This is a genomic window from Cellulomonas phragmiteti, assembly GCF_016862775.1.
GTDB lineage: Bacteria > Actinomycetota > Actinomycetes > Actinomycetales > Cellulomonadaceae > Cellulomonas > Cellulomonas phragmiteti.
The window spans coordinates 1-15,580 of the sequence record NZ_BONP01000026.1; the positions used below are offsets into that span (position 1 = coordinate 1).

Consider the following 15,580-nt stretch of genomic DNA (forward strand, 5'->3'; position numbering starts at 1 on the left):
GGCCGACTTCGCCGATCGCCGAGTCGTGCCTGCGCAACTGGCTGCGTGACGCCGACGTCGAGGACGGCAACCGCCCGGGGGTGACCCGAACCGAGTCCGCTGAGCTGCGCGAGGCCAACCGGCGGATCCGGTTGCTCGAGCAGGAGAACGAGGTCCTGCGCCGCGCAGCGGCCTACCTGTCCCAGGCGCATCTGCCGGGAAAAGGCTCTACCCGCTCGTGAGCGAGCTCACCGCCGACGGGGTGCCTGTGGCGGTGACGTGCCGGGTCCTGAAGCTCGCCAGACAGCCCTACTACCGCTGGCTCACCGCGCCCGTGACCGCGCCCGACGCCACGGCTCAGCCCGGCAGCGGCGCCACCAGCGCGACCGTGCCGACGACCGTCGCGGTCCCCACCAGCGCACCGGCCGCGTCCCACACCCGCTCCATCACCCGGTCGGCGTCGTACCCGAGCGCGGTCAGCGATCCGACGACCACCGCGGCGACCACCCCGTACGCCGCGTAGGCCGTCAGCGGCGTGACCAGCAGCTGCTCGCGCCGCGACCCGGTGGTCCCCAGCAGGGGCACCGCGAAGTTGCCGCCGCGGCTCCACAGGTCGTTGAGCAGGGGCGTCGCGCGCCACCACCGCGGCGGTCGCGGCTCCCACGGCCACAGCAGCGGCACCCCGCCGCCGGTCAGCATGTCCCCGGCGACGTGCACGGCGGCACCCAGCCCGACGGCCACGGGCAGCCAGTCCCACTCGGTCGGTGCGGCGACGGTGATGAACCCGGCCAGCGCGAGGGCGAGCGCCCACGCGTCGAGCCGCCTGCGGGCCAGGCGCAGCGCCCGCGCGGCGAACGCGACGAGCAGCAGCGACAGGGCGCCGGCTCCGAGCGCGAGGTCCCCGAGTGCGCCCGTGGCAACCGTCACCTGCCCTGCCGCCCACGCGATCCCGGTGAGCACGGCGACGCCCAGCACCGAGTGCGTGCCGTTGCGGTGCCCGCCGGCGAGGCGTCCCACGGCGTCGCACACCCACTCGGAGACCGGCGGCAGGGAGTGCGCGATGGTCGCGTCGTGGTGGTCGGCGTCGGGGGCCAGCGCCGCACCGGCGCACACCAGCGCCCCGGTCACGACGCCGAGCGGCGAGACCGGGTACCAGCCGAGCGTGTAGGGCGCGGTCGAGGCGACGGCGACCCACGCGGCGGCGCCGCACAGGGCGTGGTGCGCGCCCTTCACCTGAGGGGCCGCCGGGCGGCGCGCGCCGGGCGTGCGGCGGGGTCGGTGCGGCGCTCGGGGAGGCGCAAGTGGTGCTCCAGTGCAGGTCAGAGGGGTGGGCGGCGTCCACCCCAGCCGTTCGGGTGACGCGCGTCAAGCGTCCGGTGTGTCCCGATCCCGGCGTGTCGGGCGGTGTGCCGGAGACGACCCCCGAAACCGGTCACAGCGCTCCCCGCTGCGCGCTACGGTCCGCGGGTGACCACCTCGCCCGGCGACGCCTTCGCCACCCCCGCGCCCGCCGTCTACCTGCCGGGCCGCGGCCCGCGCCTCGGGGCGGCTCTCACGCCCGTCCTCGCGGTCGTGGGGATCGCCGCCGGCGCCGTCGGCCTCGTCGTGGAGGGCATGACGGGCTTCGCGGGCGACGCACAGCGCTTCGGGACGACGTTCCCGTTGTGGGTCGTGTGGGTCGGCCTGGTCGTCATGGGCGCGGGGGCGTTCGTCGTCCGCGCGCGCCGGGCCCCGTGGTACCGCGGCTGGTCGATGGTCGAGATGCTCGACCGGCCCGACGGGATCGTCCTGTTCGCCGGCCGTCTCGGTGCCCGCCACGAGGGGCTGCCCGTGCGCCGCGGCGAGACGGTGGAGCTCTCGGGGTCCGGCGGGCTGCGGTCCACGTACCAGTACGTCGTGAGCGCGCCGTCCGGGTCGATGACCTTCACGGCGGAGGGCTTCCTCCACAGGCTCACCATGCAGCCGCTCGACGAGGCGGCGGCCCGGCACGGCATCACCGTGGTCACCTCCGGCGAGGCGGCCCGCATCACGCGGACGGTCACGGCCTGACGGCTCCCGCCGACGGCTGCAACGCCCGCACGGGAGCCGGACACGTGGGCAGTGACACACTCCTGCCCCTGGAGGGAGACCCGTGAGCCCCTCACCCCCGCCGGGTGACGCCGACGCACCCGACTCGCCCGGCGCGCCCGTCCGCACCGACGACGCCGCGCGCCGCGCGCGGTTCACCGCGATCTTCGACCGCACGCACGGCCCCCTCCTCGCCTACGCGGTCCGCCGCGTCGCCGACCCGTCCGACGCCGCGGACGTCGTCGCCGAGGCGTTCCTGGTCGCGTGGCGGCGGCTCGACGACGTCCCGGACGGTGACGCGGCACGCCCGTGGCTGTTCGGCGTGGCGCGTCGCGTCCTGGCGAACCACTACCGCGGCGAGCGTCGGCGGTTCGCGCTCGCGGACCGGCTGCGTGAGCAGGTCGTCGAGGTCGTCCCGCAGCCCGAGCCGAGCGACCCGACGCTGCTGCGCGCGATGGACGCCCTGCCGCCCGACGACCGCGAGCTGCTGCGCCTGGTCGCGTGGGAGGAGCTCGCACGCGACGAGATCGCGCTGGTGCTCGGCGTCCCGCGGGCGACCGTCCGCGTGCGGCTGCACCGCGCCCGGCGTCGCCTGCTGGCGCAGCTCGCCGCGCTGGAGGAGGCGCAGGCGGACCCCGACCCGCCGCCCGCCGTGCAACGCCGCGACCCGGCCGGACACGTCGGCAGTGGATGGGCGAGTGCCCGTCCCGGACCTCAGGAGGCGAGATGAGCAAGGACCTGATGCGACGCCTGCGGGCGGCGGACCCGGCCGCGCACGTCGACCTGCGGGCCGACGACGCGATGCGGGAGGCGATCATGACGACGCACGCCACGACGAACGAGCGGGCGCGGGCGGGACGCGAGCGACGGGTGCGCCGGGGGGTGCTCGCGGGAGGGTTGGCCACCGTGCTCGTCGGCGGGGGTGCCGCCTACGCGGGGTTCCACGACTGGTACCGGGGGACGGGCCCGAACGACGGCATCTCGTGCCTGTCGCGGTGGGACGCGCCGGAGGACGAGCGGTCCGGTGGGCCGATGCTGACCGGGGACCCCGTCGCGGACTGCCAGCGGTACCAGGAGCTGACCGGGCTGCCGCCCATCGAGGACGCGGTGGCGTTCCTCCGCGGGGATGACGGGGGCATCGTGGTGGCACCACGCGCCGACGTGCCGGCCGGCGCCGTGCTCCTCCCGGCCGACCCGCAGGCCATGGCGGTCCAGGAGCTGATCGACAGCACGCGGGACTACGTCGACGGGCTCGGGTCCGCGTGTCTCGACGAGAGCGCGCTGGCCGCCGCGGCACAGGTCGAGCTGGACCGCCTCGGCCTCGCGGACTGGGTGGTCCGGACGCAGACGCGCGGGACCGACAGCGTGCAGCTGGCGTGCGCGGACGTCTGGCTCGCCGTCGAGCCGTGGTCGGTCCGCGACCGAGGCACGGCCGCGGACGAACGCACCCTCGTAGTGATGCCGCACGCCAAGGAGGACCGCGACAGCCTGCGGGGCGACGAGGTGGTCGAGGTCGTCGACGAGATCCGCGACGTGCTGCGTGCGCGGGTCGCCGGGGCGTGCGTCGACCTCGACACGGCGGAGCGGATCGCGACCGAGGCCCTCGGGGAGGAGCACCACTGGCCGACGGTGGTCATCGAGGACCCGGATGCGGCGTGCACGCGGGTGGACCTGGCCGTCGGCGGCTCGATCCAGGTCTCGCTGCGAGGTCCTCGCCCCTGACGTCACGACGTGGACGGTCGTCCGGTTCCGGGTGGACACGCCTTGACGTCTCGCCCTCGACGCGTAGGTTAGCCTCGCCTCACTTAGGCGAGCCTCACGTCCCGTCCGCGGGGCGTCCTGCGCAGGGGAGAACCACACGTGCACGAGCTGCTGTCCGCCGCGAGCGCCGACGTCTACGTCGACGCCATGCGCGGGACCGTCGACCGGGTCGCCGCCCGGTTCCGCACCACCACCCAGCCGTTCTCCGGCGCGAGCCGCGAGCACCTGCAGGACCTCGTCGACGCCGTCGACCTCGACGGCCCGGGCCGGGGGACGGCCACCGCGCTGCGCGAGGTCGACGAGCTGTTCGCCCAGCACGCCGTCTGGTTCCACGACCCCGCGTACACGGCGCACCTCAACTGCCCGGTCGCCGTGCCGGCCGTCGCCGCCGAGGCCGTCCTCGCCGCGATCAACCCCAGCGTGGACACCTACGACCAGTCGACGGTCGGCACCCTGATGGAGCGACGCCTGGTCGCGTGGACCGCCGCGCGCATCGGCTTCCTCGCCGGCGGCGGGGTGTTCACGTCCGGCGGCACGCAGTCCAACCTGCAGGCGCTGCTGCTGGCCCGGGAGCACGCGCTGGCCACCACGCCCGGGGTTGACCTGCGCGACCTCGTCGTGCTGGCGACCGCGTCGAGCCACTTCTCGGTGCAGCGCTCGGCGTACCTGCTGGGCCTGGCACCCGACGCGGTCCGCCTGGTGCCCGTCGACGAGCGCGGTCGCATGCGCCCCGACGCCCTGCGGATCGCGCTGCGGCACGTCGCCGCGGACGGCCGGCACGCTGCCGCCGTCGTCGCCACGGCCGGGACGACGGACCGCGGGTGCGTCGACCCGCTCGCCGGCATCGCCGACGTGTGCGACGTCGCCGACGTGTGGCTGCACGTGGACGCCGCGTACGGATGCGGTCTGCTCGTCAGCCGGACGCGGCGGCACCTGCTCGACGGCATCGAGCGCGCCCGGTCCGTCACCGTCGACTTCCACAAGGCGTTCTTCCAGCCCGTGTCGTCCTCGGCGCTGGTCGTGCGGCACGCGGCGGACCTGCGGCTCGTCGCGCACCACCACGACTACCTCAACCCCGCGGGCGAGGACGAGCCCAACCAGGTCGACGTGTCCCTGCAGACCACCCGCCGGTTCGACGCCCTCAAGCTGTGGACCACGCTGCGCGCGCTCGGCGCCGACCGCCTCGGGGAGATGGTCGACGCGACGGCCGACCTGGCCGCGGCCGTGCACGGCGTCGTCGCCACCGACCCCGACCTGCGGCTGCTCGCCCCGACGGACCTGTCGACGGTGCTGTTCCGCTACCAGCCCGACGGCCTGGCCGACGAGCGCGCCGACGCCCTCGTCGGGCAGGTGCGCCGCGTGCTGTTCGGCTCCGGTCGCGCACTCGTCGCCCGGACCACGCTCGACGGCCGCCCGTGCCTCAAGCTCACGCTGCTCAACCCCGACACGACCCTCGCGGACGTGCGGCACGTCCTGGAGCTGGTGCGGCAGGCCGCCGCCGCGCTGCTCGAGGGCGACGACCTGCTGCGCCAGGACGTGGAGGTGGCGCGGTGAGCACGGCAGACGCGACGGTGAGCGCCGACGCGCACGTCCACGACCTCGTCGGCGTCGGCATCGGCCCCTTCAACCTGGGCCTGGCCGCGCTCGCCGACCCGCTCGACCTCGACACCGTCTTCCTCGACCGCGCCGCGGAGTTCCGCTGGCACCCGGGGATGATGCTCGAGGGCGCGACGATCCAGGTCCCGTTCCTCGCGGACCTCGTGACCATGGCCGACCCGACCAGCCCGTACTCGTTCCTCAACTGGCTCAAGCACACCGGGCGGCTGTACCCCTTCTACATCCGCGAGAGCTTCTACCCGCTGCGCGCCGAGTACGACGCGTACTGCCGGTGGGTCGCCGACGGGCTCGGCACGCTGCGCTGGGGCCGGACCGTCACGGCCGTCGAGGTCGACCCGCACGACGACGACCTGTACGTCGTGCACGCGCGCACCGCCCACGGCACGGAGTCGTACCGGACGCGGCACGTCGTGCTCGGGGTCGGCACGCAGCCCGTCGTCCCGGCGGCGCTGCGCGGGCTCGACGGCCCGGTCGTGCACTCCGCGGACTACCTGATGCACCGCGAGACGCTGCGCGCGGCGGGCTCGGTGACCGTCGTCGGCTCCGGCCAGTCCGCGGCCGAGGTCTACCGCGACCTGCTGGAGACCACCGGCCCGGGCGGGCAGCGCCTGGACTGGGTGACGCGCTCGCCGCGGTTCTTCCCCATGGAGTACACCAAGCTGACGCTCGAGATGACGTCGCCGGAGTACACCGACCACTTCCACGCCCTGCCGGCGGACGTGCGCGACCGGCTGACCCGCGAGCAGCGCAGCCTGTACAAGGGCATCAGCGCCGACCTCGTCGACGACATCTACGACGCGCTGTACCGCCGCAGCGCGACGGGGCCGGTGCCCACGACGCTCCTGACCGACACCGAGGTGCTCGGTGCCACCTGGGACGGCGCCCGGTACACGCTGCGGCTGCGGCACGCGCAGCTCGGCGTCGAGCACGAGCGCACCACCGACGCCCTCGTCCTGGCCACGGGCTACGCCGCGCAGGTGCCCGACGTCGTCCTGGGCATCGCGCACCGCCTCGCGTGGGACGATCGCGGACGGCTGGACGTCGCCCGGGACTACTCGGTCGACGGCGGGAGCAGGAGGGTGTTCGTGCAGAACGGCGAGGAGCACACGCACGGTCTGACAGCGCCCGACCTCGGCTTCGGGGCGTGGCGGTCGTCGGCGATCCTCGCGGCCGTGTGCGGCCGCGAGGTGTACCCGCGCGAGCAGCGGATCGCGTTCCAGGAGTTCGGGGTCCCGACGGGGGCGCACCCCGCGCCTGCCGGGACGGTCCCTGCACCGGCCGCACCCGGCGCCGTCGCGGACGGGGCGCGACGGTGACGGGCTGGCGCTCGCAGGCCACCGAGCCGCTGTCCGCGCAGACCGTCCGCGACGAGGCGTGGAAGCGCATCGGGCCGGTCCGCCTCGACCGCGTCGTGCCCGAGCGCGACGCCGAGACGCTGCACCACTGGCTGACGCACCCCGCCTCGGCGTTCTGGCGCATGACGGACCTCGGCCTGGACGACGTGCTGGCGTACTCCCGGCGGCTCGCGGAGTCCACCGACGAGCACGCGTGGATCGGCCGCGTCGCGGCACGCCCCACCTTCATGGTCGAGACGTACGACCCGGCACGGGTCCTGCTGCGCGGGCTGTACCGGGCGCGCACCGGCGACGTCGGCATGCACCTGCTCGTCTCCCCGCCCGCCGGCCCGCCGCTGCACGGGCTGACCGACGCGGTCATGGCCGCCACCCTGCGGTTCTGCTTCGGCACCCTGCGCGCCCAGCGCGTCGTCGTCGAGCCGGACGTGCGCAACACCGCGATCGCCGCCAAGAACGCCGCCGCCGGGTTCCGGGTGGTCCGCGAGATCGAGCTGCCCGGCAAGCGCGCGGCGCTGTCGGTGTGCACGCGCGAGGACTTCGCCGCCAGCCGGCTCGGCGCCCGCACCATCCACGAGGACGCCCGATGACGCTCACCGACCTGCCCGTCGTGCCGGGACGTGCCCTGCCCGCCCCGCACCCGGCCGACCACCTGACCCCCGAGCACCTCGCCGCCGCGCAGCGCCACCTGGTGGGCAAGGCGCTCGCGGAGCTCGCGCACGAGCGCCTCGTCGCCCCGAGCCTGGACCGCGCCGCTGCCGCTGCCCCGGACGACGACGCCGAGCGCCCGTACGTGCTGACCCTTGACGCCCCCGGCGGGAGCACGGTCGTCTACCGGTTTCGTGCCCGCCGGCTCGCGCTGGAGCACTGGGCGATCGACCGCACGAGCGTGACGCGCGAGGTCGACGGGCAGCCGGCGCCGCTGGACGTGCTCGACCTGGTGCTGGAGCTGCAGCCGCTGCTGCAGGTGCCCGACGGCCTGCTCGCGCTGTACCTGGAGGAGCTGTCCTCGACGCTCGCGTCCGCCGCGTACCGGCGCGCGCACGGCGGCCCGTCGGTCGCCGACCTGCTGCACGCGGACCTCGCCACCGTCGAGCAGGCGATGACCGAGGGGCACCCGTCCTTCATCGCGAACAACGGGCGCATCGGCTACGGCGTCAGCGAGCACGACGCCTACGCCCCCGAGGCCGGGCGGCCGGTGCGGCTGGTGTGGCTCGCGGCCCGGCGGGCCGTCAGCCACGTCGCCACGGGTGCGGGCCTCACCGCGGACGCGCTGTACCGCCACGAGCTCGACGACGCCACGCGCGCCCGGTTCGCGTGCCGCCTGCTCGAGCTCGGCCTGGACCCCGGCGACTACCGGTACCTGCCCGTGCACCCGTGGCAGTGGGAGCACCGCGTCGCCGTGACGTTCGCGCCCGACGTCGCGCGACGCGACCTCGTCCTGCTGGGGGAGTCCGACGACACGTACCGCGCGCAGCAGTCGATCCGCACGTTCCTCAACGTCGACCGCCCCGACCGGCACTACGTGAAGACGGCCGTCGCGATCCAGAACATGGGGTTCCTGCGCGGGCTGTCCCCGGCGTACATGCGCGCGACGCCCGCGATCAACGACTGGGTCGCCGACCTCGTGGACACGGACCCCGAGCTCGCGGCCTGCCACGTGCGGGTGCTGCGCGAGCGCGCGTCGATCGGCTACACCGGCGACGTCTACCACCGCACGCCGCGGCCCAACGCGCACCGCAAGATGCTCGCGGCGCTGTGGCGCGAGCAGCCGTTCGCGTTCCTCGCGCCCGGGCAGCGCGCGACGACGATGGCCGCGCTGCTGCACCGCGACGCCGCCGGCGACGCGTTCGCGACGGCGGCCGTGCGCGCGTCCGGGCTCGACCCCGCGGACTGGCTGCGCGCCTACCTGCGGGTCTACCTGCGCCCGCTCGTGCACTGCCTGCGCGCGTACGACCTGGCGTTCATGCCGCACGGCGAGAACGTGCTGCTCGTGTGGCAGGACCACGTGCCCGTCGGCGCGCTGCTCAAGGACATCGGCGAGGAGGTCGCCGTCCTGTCGGACCGGCCCCTGCCGGCCGCGGTCGAGCGCGTCCGCGCGGTCGTCGACGACGACGAGAAGGCGCTGGCGATCTTCACCGACGTGTTCGACGGGGTCCTGCGGCACCTCGCGGGGATCCTCGTCACCGACGGCGTGCTCACGCAGGACGTGTTCTGGGGCGTCGTCGCCGAGACGATCGACGCGCACCACGCCGACCACCCGGACCTGCCGTCGCGCGTCGACCTGCGCGCGCCGCGGTTCGCGCACTCGTGCCTCAACCGCCTGCAGCTGCGCAACACGCTGCAGATGGTCGACCTGGCGGACCAGTCCTCGTCGCTCATCTACGCCGGGACGCTGGCCAACCCGGTCGCGCGCGAGGAGAGCGCCTGACGTGGGGTTCGAGGTCTTCCGCGACACGTGGGGCGTGCCGCACGTGCGCGCGTCCGACGAGCTGGCGCTCGCGTACGGCCAGGGCTGGGTGACCGCGCGCGACCGCACGTGGCAGGTGCAGACGGACCGTTGGCGCGCCGAGGGGCGCCTGGCCGAGCACCTCGGCCAGGCGGGGGTCGCCTGGGACGTCGTCGCGCACCGGCTGCGGCTGCCGGACACCGCGCAGCGTGCGTACGCGGCGCTGCGGGACGACGACCGCGCGTGGGTCGACGCGTACACCGCCGGCGTGAACGCCGGGCTCGCGTCGGCGCCGCGCCCCGTCGAGGTCGACGAGCTCGACCGCGTCCTGGGCGGCACCACGCCCGACGACCCGTGGCCCGCGTGGGCGCCGCTGGGGGTGTTCCTCGTCAACCACGCCCTGTTCTCGACGTTCCCGCGCGTGCTGTGGCACGACCACGTGGTGCGCGCCGCGCGGTACTCCGACCACCCCGGGCTCGCCGACGTCGACCCGCGGGACCTCGTGCGCCTGTTCGACCCCGCGTCCGACGGCCCCACCAGCGGCTCCAACGCCTGGGCGCTGCACGGCTCGCGCACCGCCACCGGCGCACCGCTGCTCGCGGGCGACCCGCACCGCGTCCTCGAGCTGCCCGGCCCGTACCAGCAGGTCCGGCTCGCCTGCCCGCAGTACGACGTGCTCGGGCTCGCGTTCCCCGGCGTCCCCGGGCTCCCGCACTTCGGCCACACCGGCGACGCCGCGTGGGGCATCACCAACGCCGCCGCGCACGCCGCCGAGGTGTACCGCGAGCTGCTCAGCCGCGTCGACGACGGGTGGGAGGCGCTCGGCCCCGACGGGTTCGAGGCCGTGCAGCGGACGACCGCGCACGTCGCCGTCCGTGGTGACGAGCCGCTGACCGTCGAGGTGCTGGAGACCGCGCGGGGACCCGTGGTGGTGCGCGGACTGCCCGCGGGCCGTCCCGTCGACCAGGACGACGTCACCACCGGGCCGCTGCCGCAGGTCACGCTCGAGGAGGCCCGGTCCGTGCGCCTGCAGCCGCGCGTCCAGGCGGACCTCGGGTTCGGCTGCCTGCGCCCCCTGCTGCGCGCCCGCACGGCGGACGACGTCGCCGACGCGCTCGCGGGCTGGGTCGACCCGGTCAACCGCGTCGTCGCCGCCGACGCCCACGGCGCGGTCCTGACGTTCGACGCGGGGCTCGTCGCCGACCGGGCACCCGACGACCGGCTGCTGCCGCTGCGCGCCTGGGACGCCGCCCACGCGCCGCGGGCCTGGCGCACGCTCGCGCCGCCGCGCGTGGTCACCGACGTGGCGGTCGACGCCAACGAGCGGCCCGCCGACCCCGCGCGCGACCACGGCAGCGGGTACGCCCCGGACCGTGCGGCGCGCCTCGCGGTGCTGCTCGCCGAGCGGCCCGTGTGGGACGTGGCCGACCTCGCCGCCGTCCACGGGGACACGCACTGGGCCGGCGCCGGGCGGCTGCTGCGGCACACCGCCGACCTCGACGGCCTCAGCCCGGCGGCCGCTGCCGTCCGCGACCGCCTGCTCGCGTGGGACCTGCACCTGGCCGCCGACTCCCCGCAGGCCGCGTTGCTCGCGGACCTGCGCGCGGTGCTCGTCGGCCGACTCGTGGAGGAGCCCGCGGTCCGGGCGCTCGCGGCGCCGCACCGGGCCGGCGCGGCGTTCGACGCCTGGTTCAGCCTGCGGGGTCGCGTCGGGGCGGTGCTCCCGGCGCTGCTGGACCGTGCGGACCTGGGCATCGACGGCCCGGGCCACGTCCGGGCCGCGTTGGAGGAGGTCGCGACGCGGGCCGACGGCGGCACGTGGGGCAGCCGGCACACCGTGCTCCCGGCGCACGTGCTGGCCGACGTCCCCGGCGCCGCCGTGCCGGGCGTACCCGCGCTGCCGCTGGGCGGCGACCAGGACACCGTGCGGTGCACCGGGACCGTGCCGGGCGTGACCGACCGCGCGTTCCGGGGGTCCGTGGCCCGGTGGGTGTGGGACCTGGGGGACCGCTCGCGCAGCCGGTGGGGCGTGCCGTTCGGTGCGAGCGGTGACCCGCGCAGCGCGCACTTCGCGGACCAGCACCCGGTGTGGGCGGCCGCGGGGACGGTCGAGGTCGTGACCGACTGGGCGCTGCTGACGCCGGAGCCGCTGCCGCCGGGGGCGGGGGCGTGAGCGTCGAGGTGGTCGGGCTGACCGCGCCGTGGGCAGGGCTGCCGGGCGGGACGGTGCTCGACGAGCGCACGGTCGACGGCCTCGGCGTGCTGAGCACCGCCCTGCTGGACCTCGACGCGGACCTGGCGACCCTGCACGCGTGGTGCACAGCCCGCGGCACCGGGTTCTGGGGGCTGGGCGACCTGGGCGTCGACGACCTGCGGGACACGTACGCCGGGCTGGCCGCGATCGACCACCACCACGCGCTGCTCGTGCGCCTCGACGGGACGCGCGTCGCGCTGGTGCAGGCGTACGAGCCCGCGCACGACCCGGTGGGCGACGTGTACGACGTGCAGCCCGGTGACCTGGGCATGCACGTGCTGGTGGGGGCGCGGCCGACGCGGCGCGGTCCGGCTGCGGACGGCGGACGGCGCCCGGGCGGCGGCACGCCGGGACGCGGGTACGCGGACCGCCTCGTGACGACGCTCGCGCAGGTGCTCGCCGACCTCACGGGCGCGACGCGCATCGTCGGCGAGCCCGACGCCCGTAACGCGGCGATGCTGCGTCTGGCCGAGCGCACCGGCGCCGTTCTCGGTCCGGAGGTCGACCTGCCCACCAAGCGCGCCCGCCTGACGTTCTACGCGGTCGCTCCTGCTGGTCGCTGACCGCGTCGTCCCCGGCTCCCGACGTGCCGAGACCCCGCCGATGCGGGAGCCTGGGCGCGCTCACCCACACCCGCCCGCGCCAGAGAGAGTCCGGGAGCCCCCATGACGACGTCGCGCCGGTCCAGGACTGCGCTGTGGCTGCTGGTCGCGGTCTGCCTCGGAGCGCTCGTGACGTACGTAGCGATGACGGCGTTCAGCAGGTTCTCCCTGGTCGGCTCGGCCTCCGAGGAGCGCGACACCCGGGTCGTCACCTCGGTCACCCGTCAGGAGCAGGTGGTGCTCCTGAGCCTGGGGATCGAGGGCATCGCCGAGCAGACCGAGCGGGGCTCGTTCCTCGGGATGGACATCCCCGGGAGCGGGCGGTCGTCGTTCGTGCAGTACGGCTTCAACGCCAAGCTGGGCATCGAGGGCAAGGACGTGAGGATCGTCCCGACCGGCGAGGGCAAGTTCCGCATCTCGGTCCCCGAGTTCATCTTCATCGGGCACGACGACGAGAGCTTCCGGACGGTCGTCGAGGACAACGGCGTCCTGAGCTGGGTGACCCCGCAGATCGACGTCGTGGAGATGATCAACACGATCCTCGACCAGGACGCCCAGAGCGAGTACGTCGAGGCGAACACGGAGATCCTGCAGGACCAGGCGAGGGTGTTCTACACCGGCATCGTCCAGGGCATCGACCCGACCATCGAGCTCGAGTTCGAGTTCCGCTGACGTCGGCGCCCCCGACGCCAGAGGGAACTCGGGAGCCGCTGACGCCGGTGCCGTGACCCTTGACCCGGACCGTTCGTCAGTCGTAACTTACCGTTCGTGACGACTTACGGAGCGGTGCTGGATGCGCTCGGCGACCCGACACGTCGCAGCGTCCTCGAGCTGGTCGCGGAGCGCCCGCAGCCCGTGGGTGAGCTCGCCGCGCGACTGCCCGTGAGCCGGCCGGCCGTCTCGCAGCACCTGCGCGTGCTGAAGGACGCCGGTCTCGTCACTGACACCGCCGTCGGGACCCAGCGGGTGTACCGGCTGGACGCCCGCGGTGCCGCGGCCCTGCGCGCGTACCTGGACCGGTTCTGGGACGACTCGCTTGCCGCCTACGCCCGCGCCGTCGAGCAGGACCTCGCACCCGAGGAGAGGCCATGAGCACCGACCCGATCGTCCGGACCCTCACCGTCGCCGCGCCGCCGGAGCGCGCGTTCGAGGTCTTCACCGCTGGCATGGCGCGCTGGTGGAACGGGGAATACCACCTGGGCGACAAGCCGTTCGTCGACGTCGTCGTCGAGCCCCGCGCGGGAGGGCGCTGGTACGAGCGCGACGCCGAGGGCGCCGAGTGCACCTGGGGACGGGTGCTCGCGTGGGAGCCTCCCGGACGCCTCGTCCTGGCGTGGCAGATCAGCGCCGACTGGACGTACGACCCCGAACTGGTCACGCAGATCGAGGTCCGGTTCGCGGGTGCGACGGGCCCGGACGGTGCCGCGACGACACGCGTCGACTTCGAGCACCGCGGGCTCGACGCCTACGGGGAGCAGGCTGCGGAGATGCGGGCGTCGCTCGGCTCGCCGGGCGGCTGGGGTGGGCTGCTCGAGGCCTTCGCCGACAAGGCGGGCGGCTGAGCTGAGCCGGCAGGCTCACGAGGCGGCGCCGTCCCACCACGCCAGGACGCGAGCGGCGTGGAACGTCACCCACCGCGACGGCTCGCCGGGCGGAACGTCGACCTCGAACCAGACGCGGCCCGGCATGCGGTGCTCCTGCAGCCACGTGCCGTCGGGCTGCCGGGCCGCGCGCACGGTCTCGACCGCCTCGGCCAGGCGCGGATCGGGCGCGGTGCCGTCGTGCAGGGACGCGGCGCGGAAGTGGTCGAGGGCGTGCAGCGTGCTGAAGAGCCACCGGAACGGGTAGCAGAACACCGTCACCCACGGTCCGAGCGGCTCACCGGTCGTCACGCGTCGCAGCAGCCGCCGTTCCAGCAGGTACTCCTCGCCGGCGTGCCGGGCGTCGCGCAGCGCGTCGGAGCCACCGGTCGCGGCCTCGTAAGAGAGCAGCCCCTTCACGGAGTTGAGGGTCGAGTGCACGGACGAGCGCGTCGAGCCCTCGACCCACTCGCAGTTCCAGCCGCCGTCGGGCAGCTGGTGCGCGGGGAACCAGTCGGCCAGCGCTGCGACGTCCGCACCGAGCCACGCGCCGTTGGCCAGGGTGAACGCGTTGATGCAGCAGTCGACCTCGCCATCCCAGTAGGGCAGGTCGTCGTACTCCCAGCGACTGTGCTCCTTCAGCTTGCCGGCCGTGCCGGCCAGCACCCCCGCATCGAGTCCCCAGTCACGCAGCGTGTTGAGCGTCCACGTCGTCGCCGTCCACGGCTGGCCCGCTCCGGGCTGCGCCTCCGGCCCGTGGAAGTCGTACCCCCGCGGGAAGTACGCCCCGCCCGCCCACTGCCCGTCGTCGTCCTGCAGGGCGAGCAGCCGCGCTCCTAACCCCTCCGTGGCGACACGCGCCCTCGTCGCGCGCCACACGTCCTCCGGCGCGCCCGCCAGGTCGCGCTCGACCTGCCAGCGCAGGGCGGGGTCGGAGTCGAGGAGCCAGTCGAGCACGGGGCGGTCGAGGGCCATGGTTCACGGTAGCGACGGGCCGCGTCGGTGGGCCACCCCCCGTCGCCGTCCTCAGCCGGCTGCGCGCGTCGGCTCGAGGTCGCTCCGGGCGAGGTCGATCGCCAGCTGATCGCCGAGCCGGACGAGTCCGAGCCGTTCGCCCGTGCGCGCCGACGCGACGTTGTCCAGCCGGCACCGCCACTGCGGCACCAGCCCTTCCCCGACGGCGTGCTTCACCGCCGCCGCGGCGACGCGGGATCCGACGCCCTGGCCACGAGACCCCGCAGCGACCGCCACGCCGACATGGGCGAGCCCGTCGCCCCAGATCTCGTAACCCGCCACGCCGGCCGGCTCGCCACCGCCGCCGGAGACGACCCATCGCATGTCCACGTCGAGCACGCCGCTCTCGTCGCGCTCCTCGGTGGAGCATCGAGAGACGACGGCGTCCACGTCGCTCTGCGGGGCCGCCCGAGCGGCAACAGCCGGCACCGGAACGAGCGTGCGGCGGTCGCCGAACGACAGCGATGCCGCCCCGAGCAGGCTCGGGCGCAGGGGGGTCAACGCGGCCAGCAGCGACGCGACGTCGAGCAGCTCCGGTGCTGCGAGCCGCGTGAGCCGAGACAACGCTGCCTCGGGCGCCGCGACGGCCACCGTCTCGCCGTGGCGGACCACCACGACCGCCGTCAGGTCCGGCCGGTCGATGGCGACCGGCCCCGGTGTGGCGAGGACGCGGGGCGCGACGCCCAGGCGTTCCGCCCACACGCGGTGCACGACCTGCTCGGTCGAAGGGTCCAGGCCGCCCGTCATCGGGCGAATCTGCCAGCCTGCCGGCCGTGAACGCCGGTGGGGCGTCCTTGCGAGCCGGTCGGCCGCTCGTGCGTCGGTGGGAGGCTGGCCCATCGGCAAGGGCCCGTGCAGCACGCTGCGGCGACCACCGATGCGCTGAGCCGAGCTGCCTGGGGTGT

General features: G+C 75.3%; 15 protein-coding genes and 1 pseudogene. 13 read left to right on the forward strand and 3 right to left on the reverse strand.

Annotated elements, in window-relative coordinates; genetic code table 11:
• A pseudogene (locus Cph01nite_RS16090) lies at positions 1 to 221 on the forward strand (hypothetical protein); the annotation flags it as partial.
• 115 nt (positions 222 to 336) lie between these two features.
• Here Cph01nite_RS16090 and Cph01nite_RS16095 read toward each other — a convergent pair.
• A complete protein-coding gene (locus Cph01nite_RS16095) occupies positions 337 to 1,212 on the reverse strand; it encodes a metal-dependent hydrolase (protein WP_203675706.1) in 876 nt (291 codons plus the stop codon).
• Positions 1,213 to 1,446: 234 nt separating this feature from the next.
• Here Cph01nite_RS16095 and Cph01nite_RS16100 point away from each other — a divergent pair, with 234 nt between their 5' ends.
• From Cph01nite_RS16100 to Cph01nite_RS16155, 12 genes are all read left to right on the forward strand, one after another.
• A complete protein-coding gene (locus tag Cph01nite_RS16100; protein WP_203675707.1) occupies positions 1,447 to 2,028 on the forward strand; it encodes a hypothetical protein in 582 nt (193 codons plus the stop codon).
• 82 nt (positions 2,029 to 2,110) lie between these two features.
• Positions 2,111 to 2,776, forward strand: a complete 666-nt coding sequence (locus tag Cph01nite_RS16105; protein ID WP_203675708.1) for an RNA polymerase sigma factor — start codon at positions 2,111 to 2,113, stop codon at positions 2,774 to 2,776.
• Entirely contained in the window at positions 2,773 to 3,768 is a 996-nt protein-coding gene (locus Cph01nite_RS16110; protein ID WP_203675709.1) for a hypothetical protein, read from the forward strand. The genes Cph01nite_RS16105 and Cph01nite_RS16110 overlap by 4 nt, the downstream gene beginning before the upstream one ends.
• A gap of 138 nt (positions 3,769 to 3,906) precedes the next feature.
• Positions 3,907 to 5,361: a pyridoxal phosphate-dependent decarboxylase family protein gene (locus tag Cph01nite_RS16115; RefSeq protein WP_203675710.1), complete on the forward strand. Its 1,455-nt coding sequence runs from the start codon at positions 3,907 to 3,909 to the stop codon at positions 5,359 to 5,361.
• A complete protein-coding gene (locus Cph01nite_RS16120) occupies positions 5,358 to 6,740 on the forward strand; it encodes a lysine N(6)-hydroxylase/L-ornithine N(5)-oxygenase family protein (RefSeq protein WP_239069316.1) in 1,383 nt (460 codons plus the stop codon). Before Cph01nite_RS16115 ends, Cph01nite_RS16120 begins: the two co-directional genes overlap by 4 nt.
• The gene (locus Cph01nite_RS16125; RefSeq protein WP_203675711.1) at positions 6,737 to 7,366 is read left to right on the forward strand and encodes a GNAT family N-acetyltransferase; all 630 of its coding nucleotides are present in this window, start codon (positions 6,737 to 6,739) and stop codon (positions 7,364 to 7,366) included. The genes Cph01nite_RS16120 and Cph01nite_RS16125 overlap by 4 nt, the downstream gene beginning before the upstream one ends.
• On the forward strand, positions 7,363 to 9,207 hold the full coding sequence (locus Cph01nite_RS16130) for an IucA/IucC family protein (protein ID WP_203675712.1): 1,845 nt from the start codon (positions 7,363 to 7,365) through the stop codon (positions 9,205 to 9,207). Before Cph01nite_RS16125 ends, Cph01nite_RS16130 begins: the two co-directional genes overlap by 4 nt.
• Before the next feature lies 1 nt (position 9,208).
• On the forward strand, positions 9,209 to 11,398 hold the full coding sequence (locus tag Cph01nite_RS16135) for a penicillin acylase family protein (RefSeq protein WP_203675713.1): 2,190 nt from the start codon (positions 9,209 to 9,211) through the stop codon (positions 11,396 to 11,398).
• Positions 11,395 to 12,042, forward strand: coding sequence for a GNAT family N-acetyltransferase (locus Cph01nite_RS16140; protein WP_203675714.1), 648 nt, complete (start codon positions 11,395 to 11,397; stop codon positions 12,040 to 12,042). Before Cph01nite_RS16135 ends, Cph01nite_RS16140 begins: the two co-directional genes overlap by 4 nt.
• Before the next feature lie 102 nt (positions 12,043 to 12,144).
• Positions 12,145 to 12,753, forward strand: a complete 609-nt coding sequence (locus Cph01nite_RS16145) for a hypothetical protein (protein ID WP_203675715.1) — start codon at positions 12,145 to 12,147, stop codon at positions 12,751 to 12,753.
• Positions 12,754 to 12,849: 96 nt separating this feature from the next.
• Positions 12,850 to 13,173 (forward strand): ArsR/SmtB family transcription factor, encoded by a 324-nt coding sequence (locus Cph01nite_RS16150; RefSeq protein ID WP_203675716.1) that lies wholly within the window; start codon positions 12,850 to 12,852, stop codon positions 13,171 to 13,173.
• Entirely contained in the window at positions 13,170 to 13,643 is a 474-nt protein-coding gene (locus Cph01nite_RS16155; protein ID WP_203675717.1) for an SRPBCC family protein, read from the forward strand. Before Cph01nite_RS16150 ends, Cph01nite_RS16155 begins: the two co-directional genes overlap by 4 nt.
• A 15-nt stretch (positions 13,644 to 13,658) precedes the next feature.
• Here the strand turns inward: Cph01nite_RS16155 and Cph01nite_RS16160 are convergent, their stop codons facing one another.
• Together Cph01nite_RS16160 and Cph01nite_RS16165 are read right to left on the reverse strand one after the other, a co-directional pair.
• Positions 13,659 to 14,636 (reverse strand): squalene cyclase, encoded by a 978-nt coding sequence (locus tag Cph01nite_RS16160; protein ID WP_203675718.1) that lies wholly within the window; start codon positions 14,634 to 14,636, stop codon positions 13,659 to 13,661.
• A gap of 51 nt (positions 14,637 to 14,687) precedes the next feature.
• Positions 14,688 to 15,536: a GNAT family N-acetyltransferase gene (locus Cph01nite_RS16165; RefSeq protein WP_203675719.1), complete on the reverse strand. Its 849-nt coding sequence runs from the start codon at positions 15,534 to 15,536 to the stop codon at positions 14,688 to 14,690.
• Positions 15,537 to 15,580 lie beyond the last annotated feature (44 nt).

What these genes read in the sequence shown, in the direction of transcription:
- Cph01nite_RS16160 (WP_203675718.1), bottom strand. Translation starts at nt 14,636, where the DNA reads ATGGCCCTCGACCGCCCCGTGCTCGACTGGCTCCTCGACTCCGACCCC.
- Cph01nite_RS16155 (WP_203675717.1), top strand. Translation starts at nt 13,170, where the DNA reads ATGAGCACCGACCCGATCGTCCGGACCCTCACCGTCGCCGCGCCGCCG.
- Cph01nite_RS16130 (WP_203675712.1), top strand. Translation starts at nt 7,363, where the DNA reads ATGACGCTCACCGACCTGCCCGTCGTGCCGGGACGTGCCCTGCCCGCC.
- Cph01nite_RS16110 (WP_203675709.1), top strand. Translation starts at nt 2,773, where the DNA reads ATGAGCAAGGACCTGATGCGACGCCTGCGGGCGGCGGACCCGGCCGCG.
- Cph01nite_RS16145 (WP_203675715.1), top strand. Translation starts at nt 12,145, where the DNA reads ATGACGACGTCGCGCCGGTCCAGGACTGCGCTGTGGCTGCTGGTCGCG.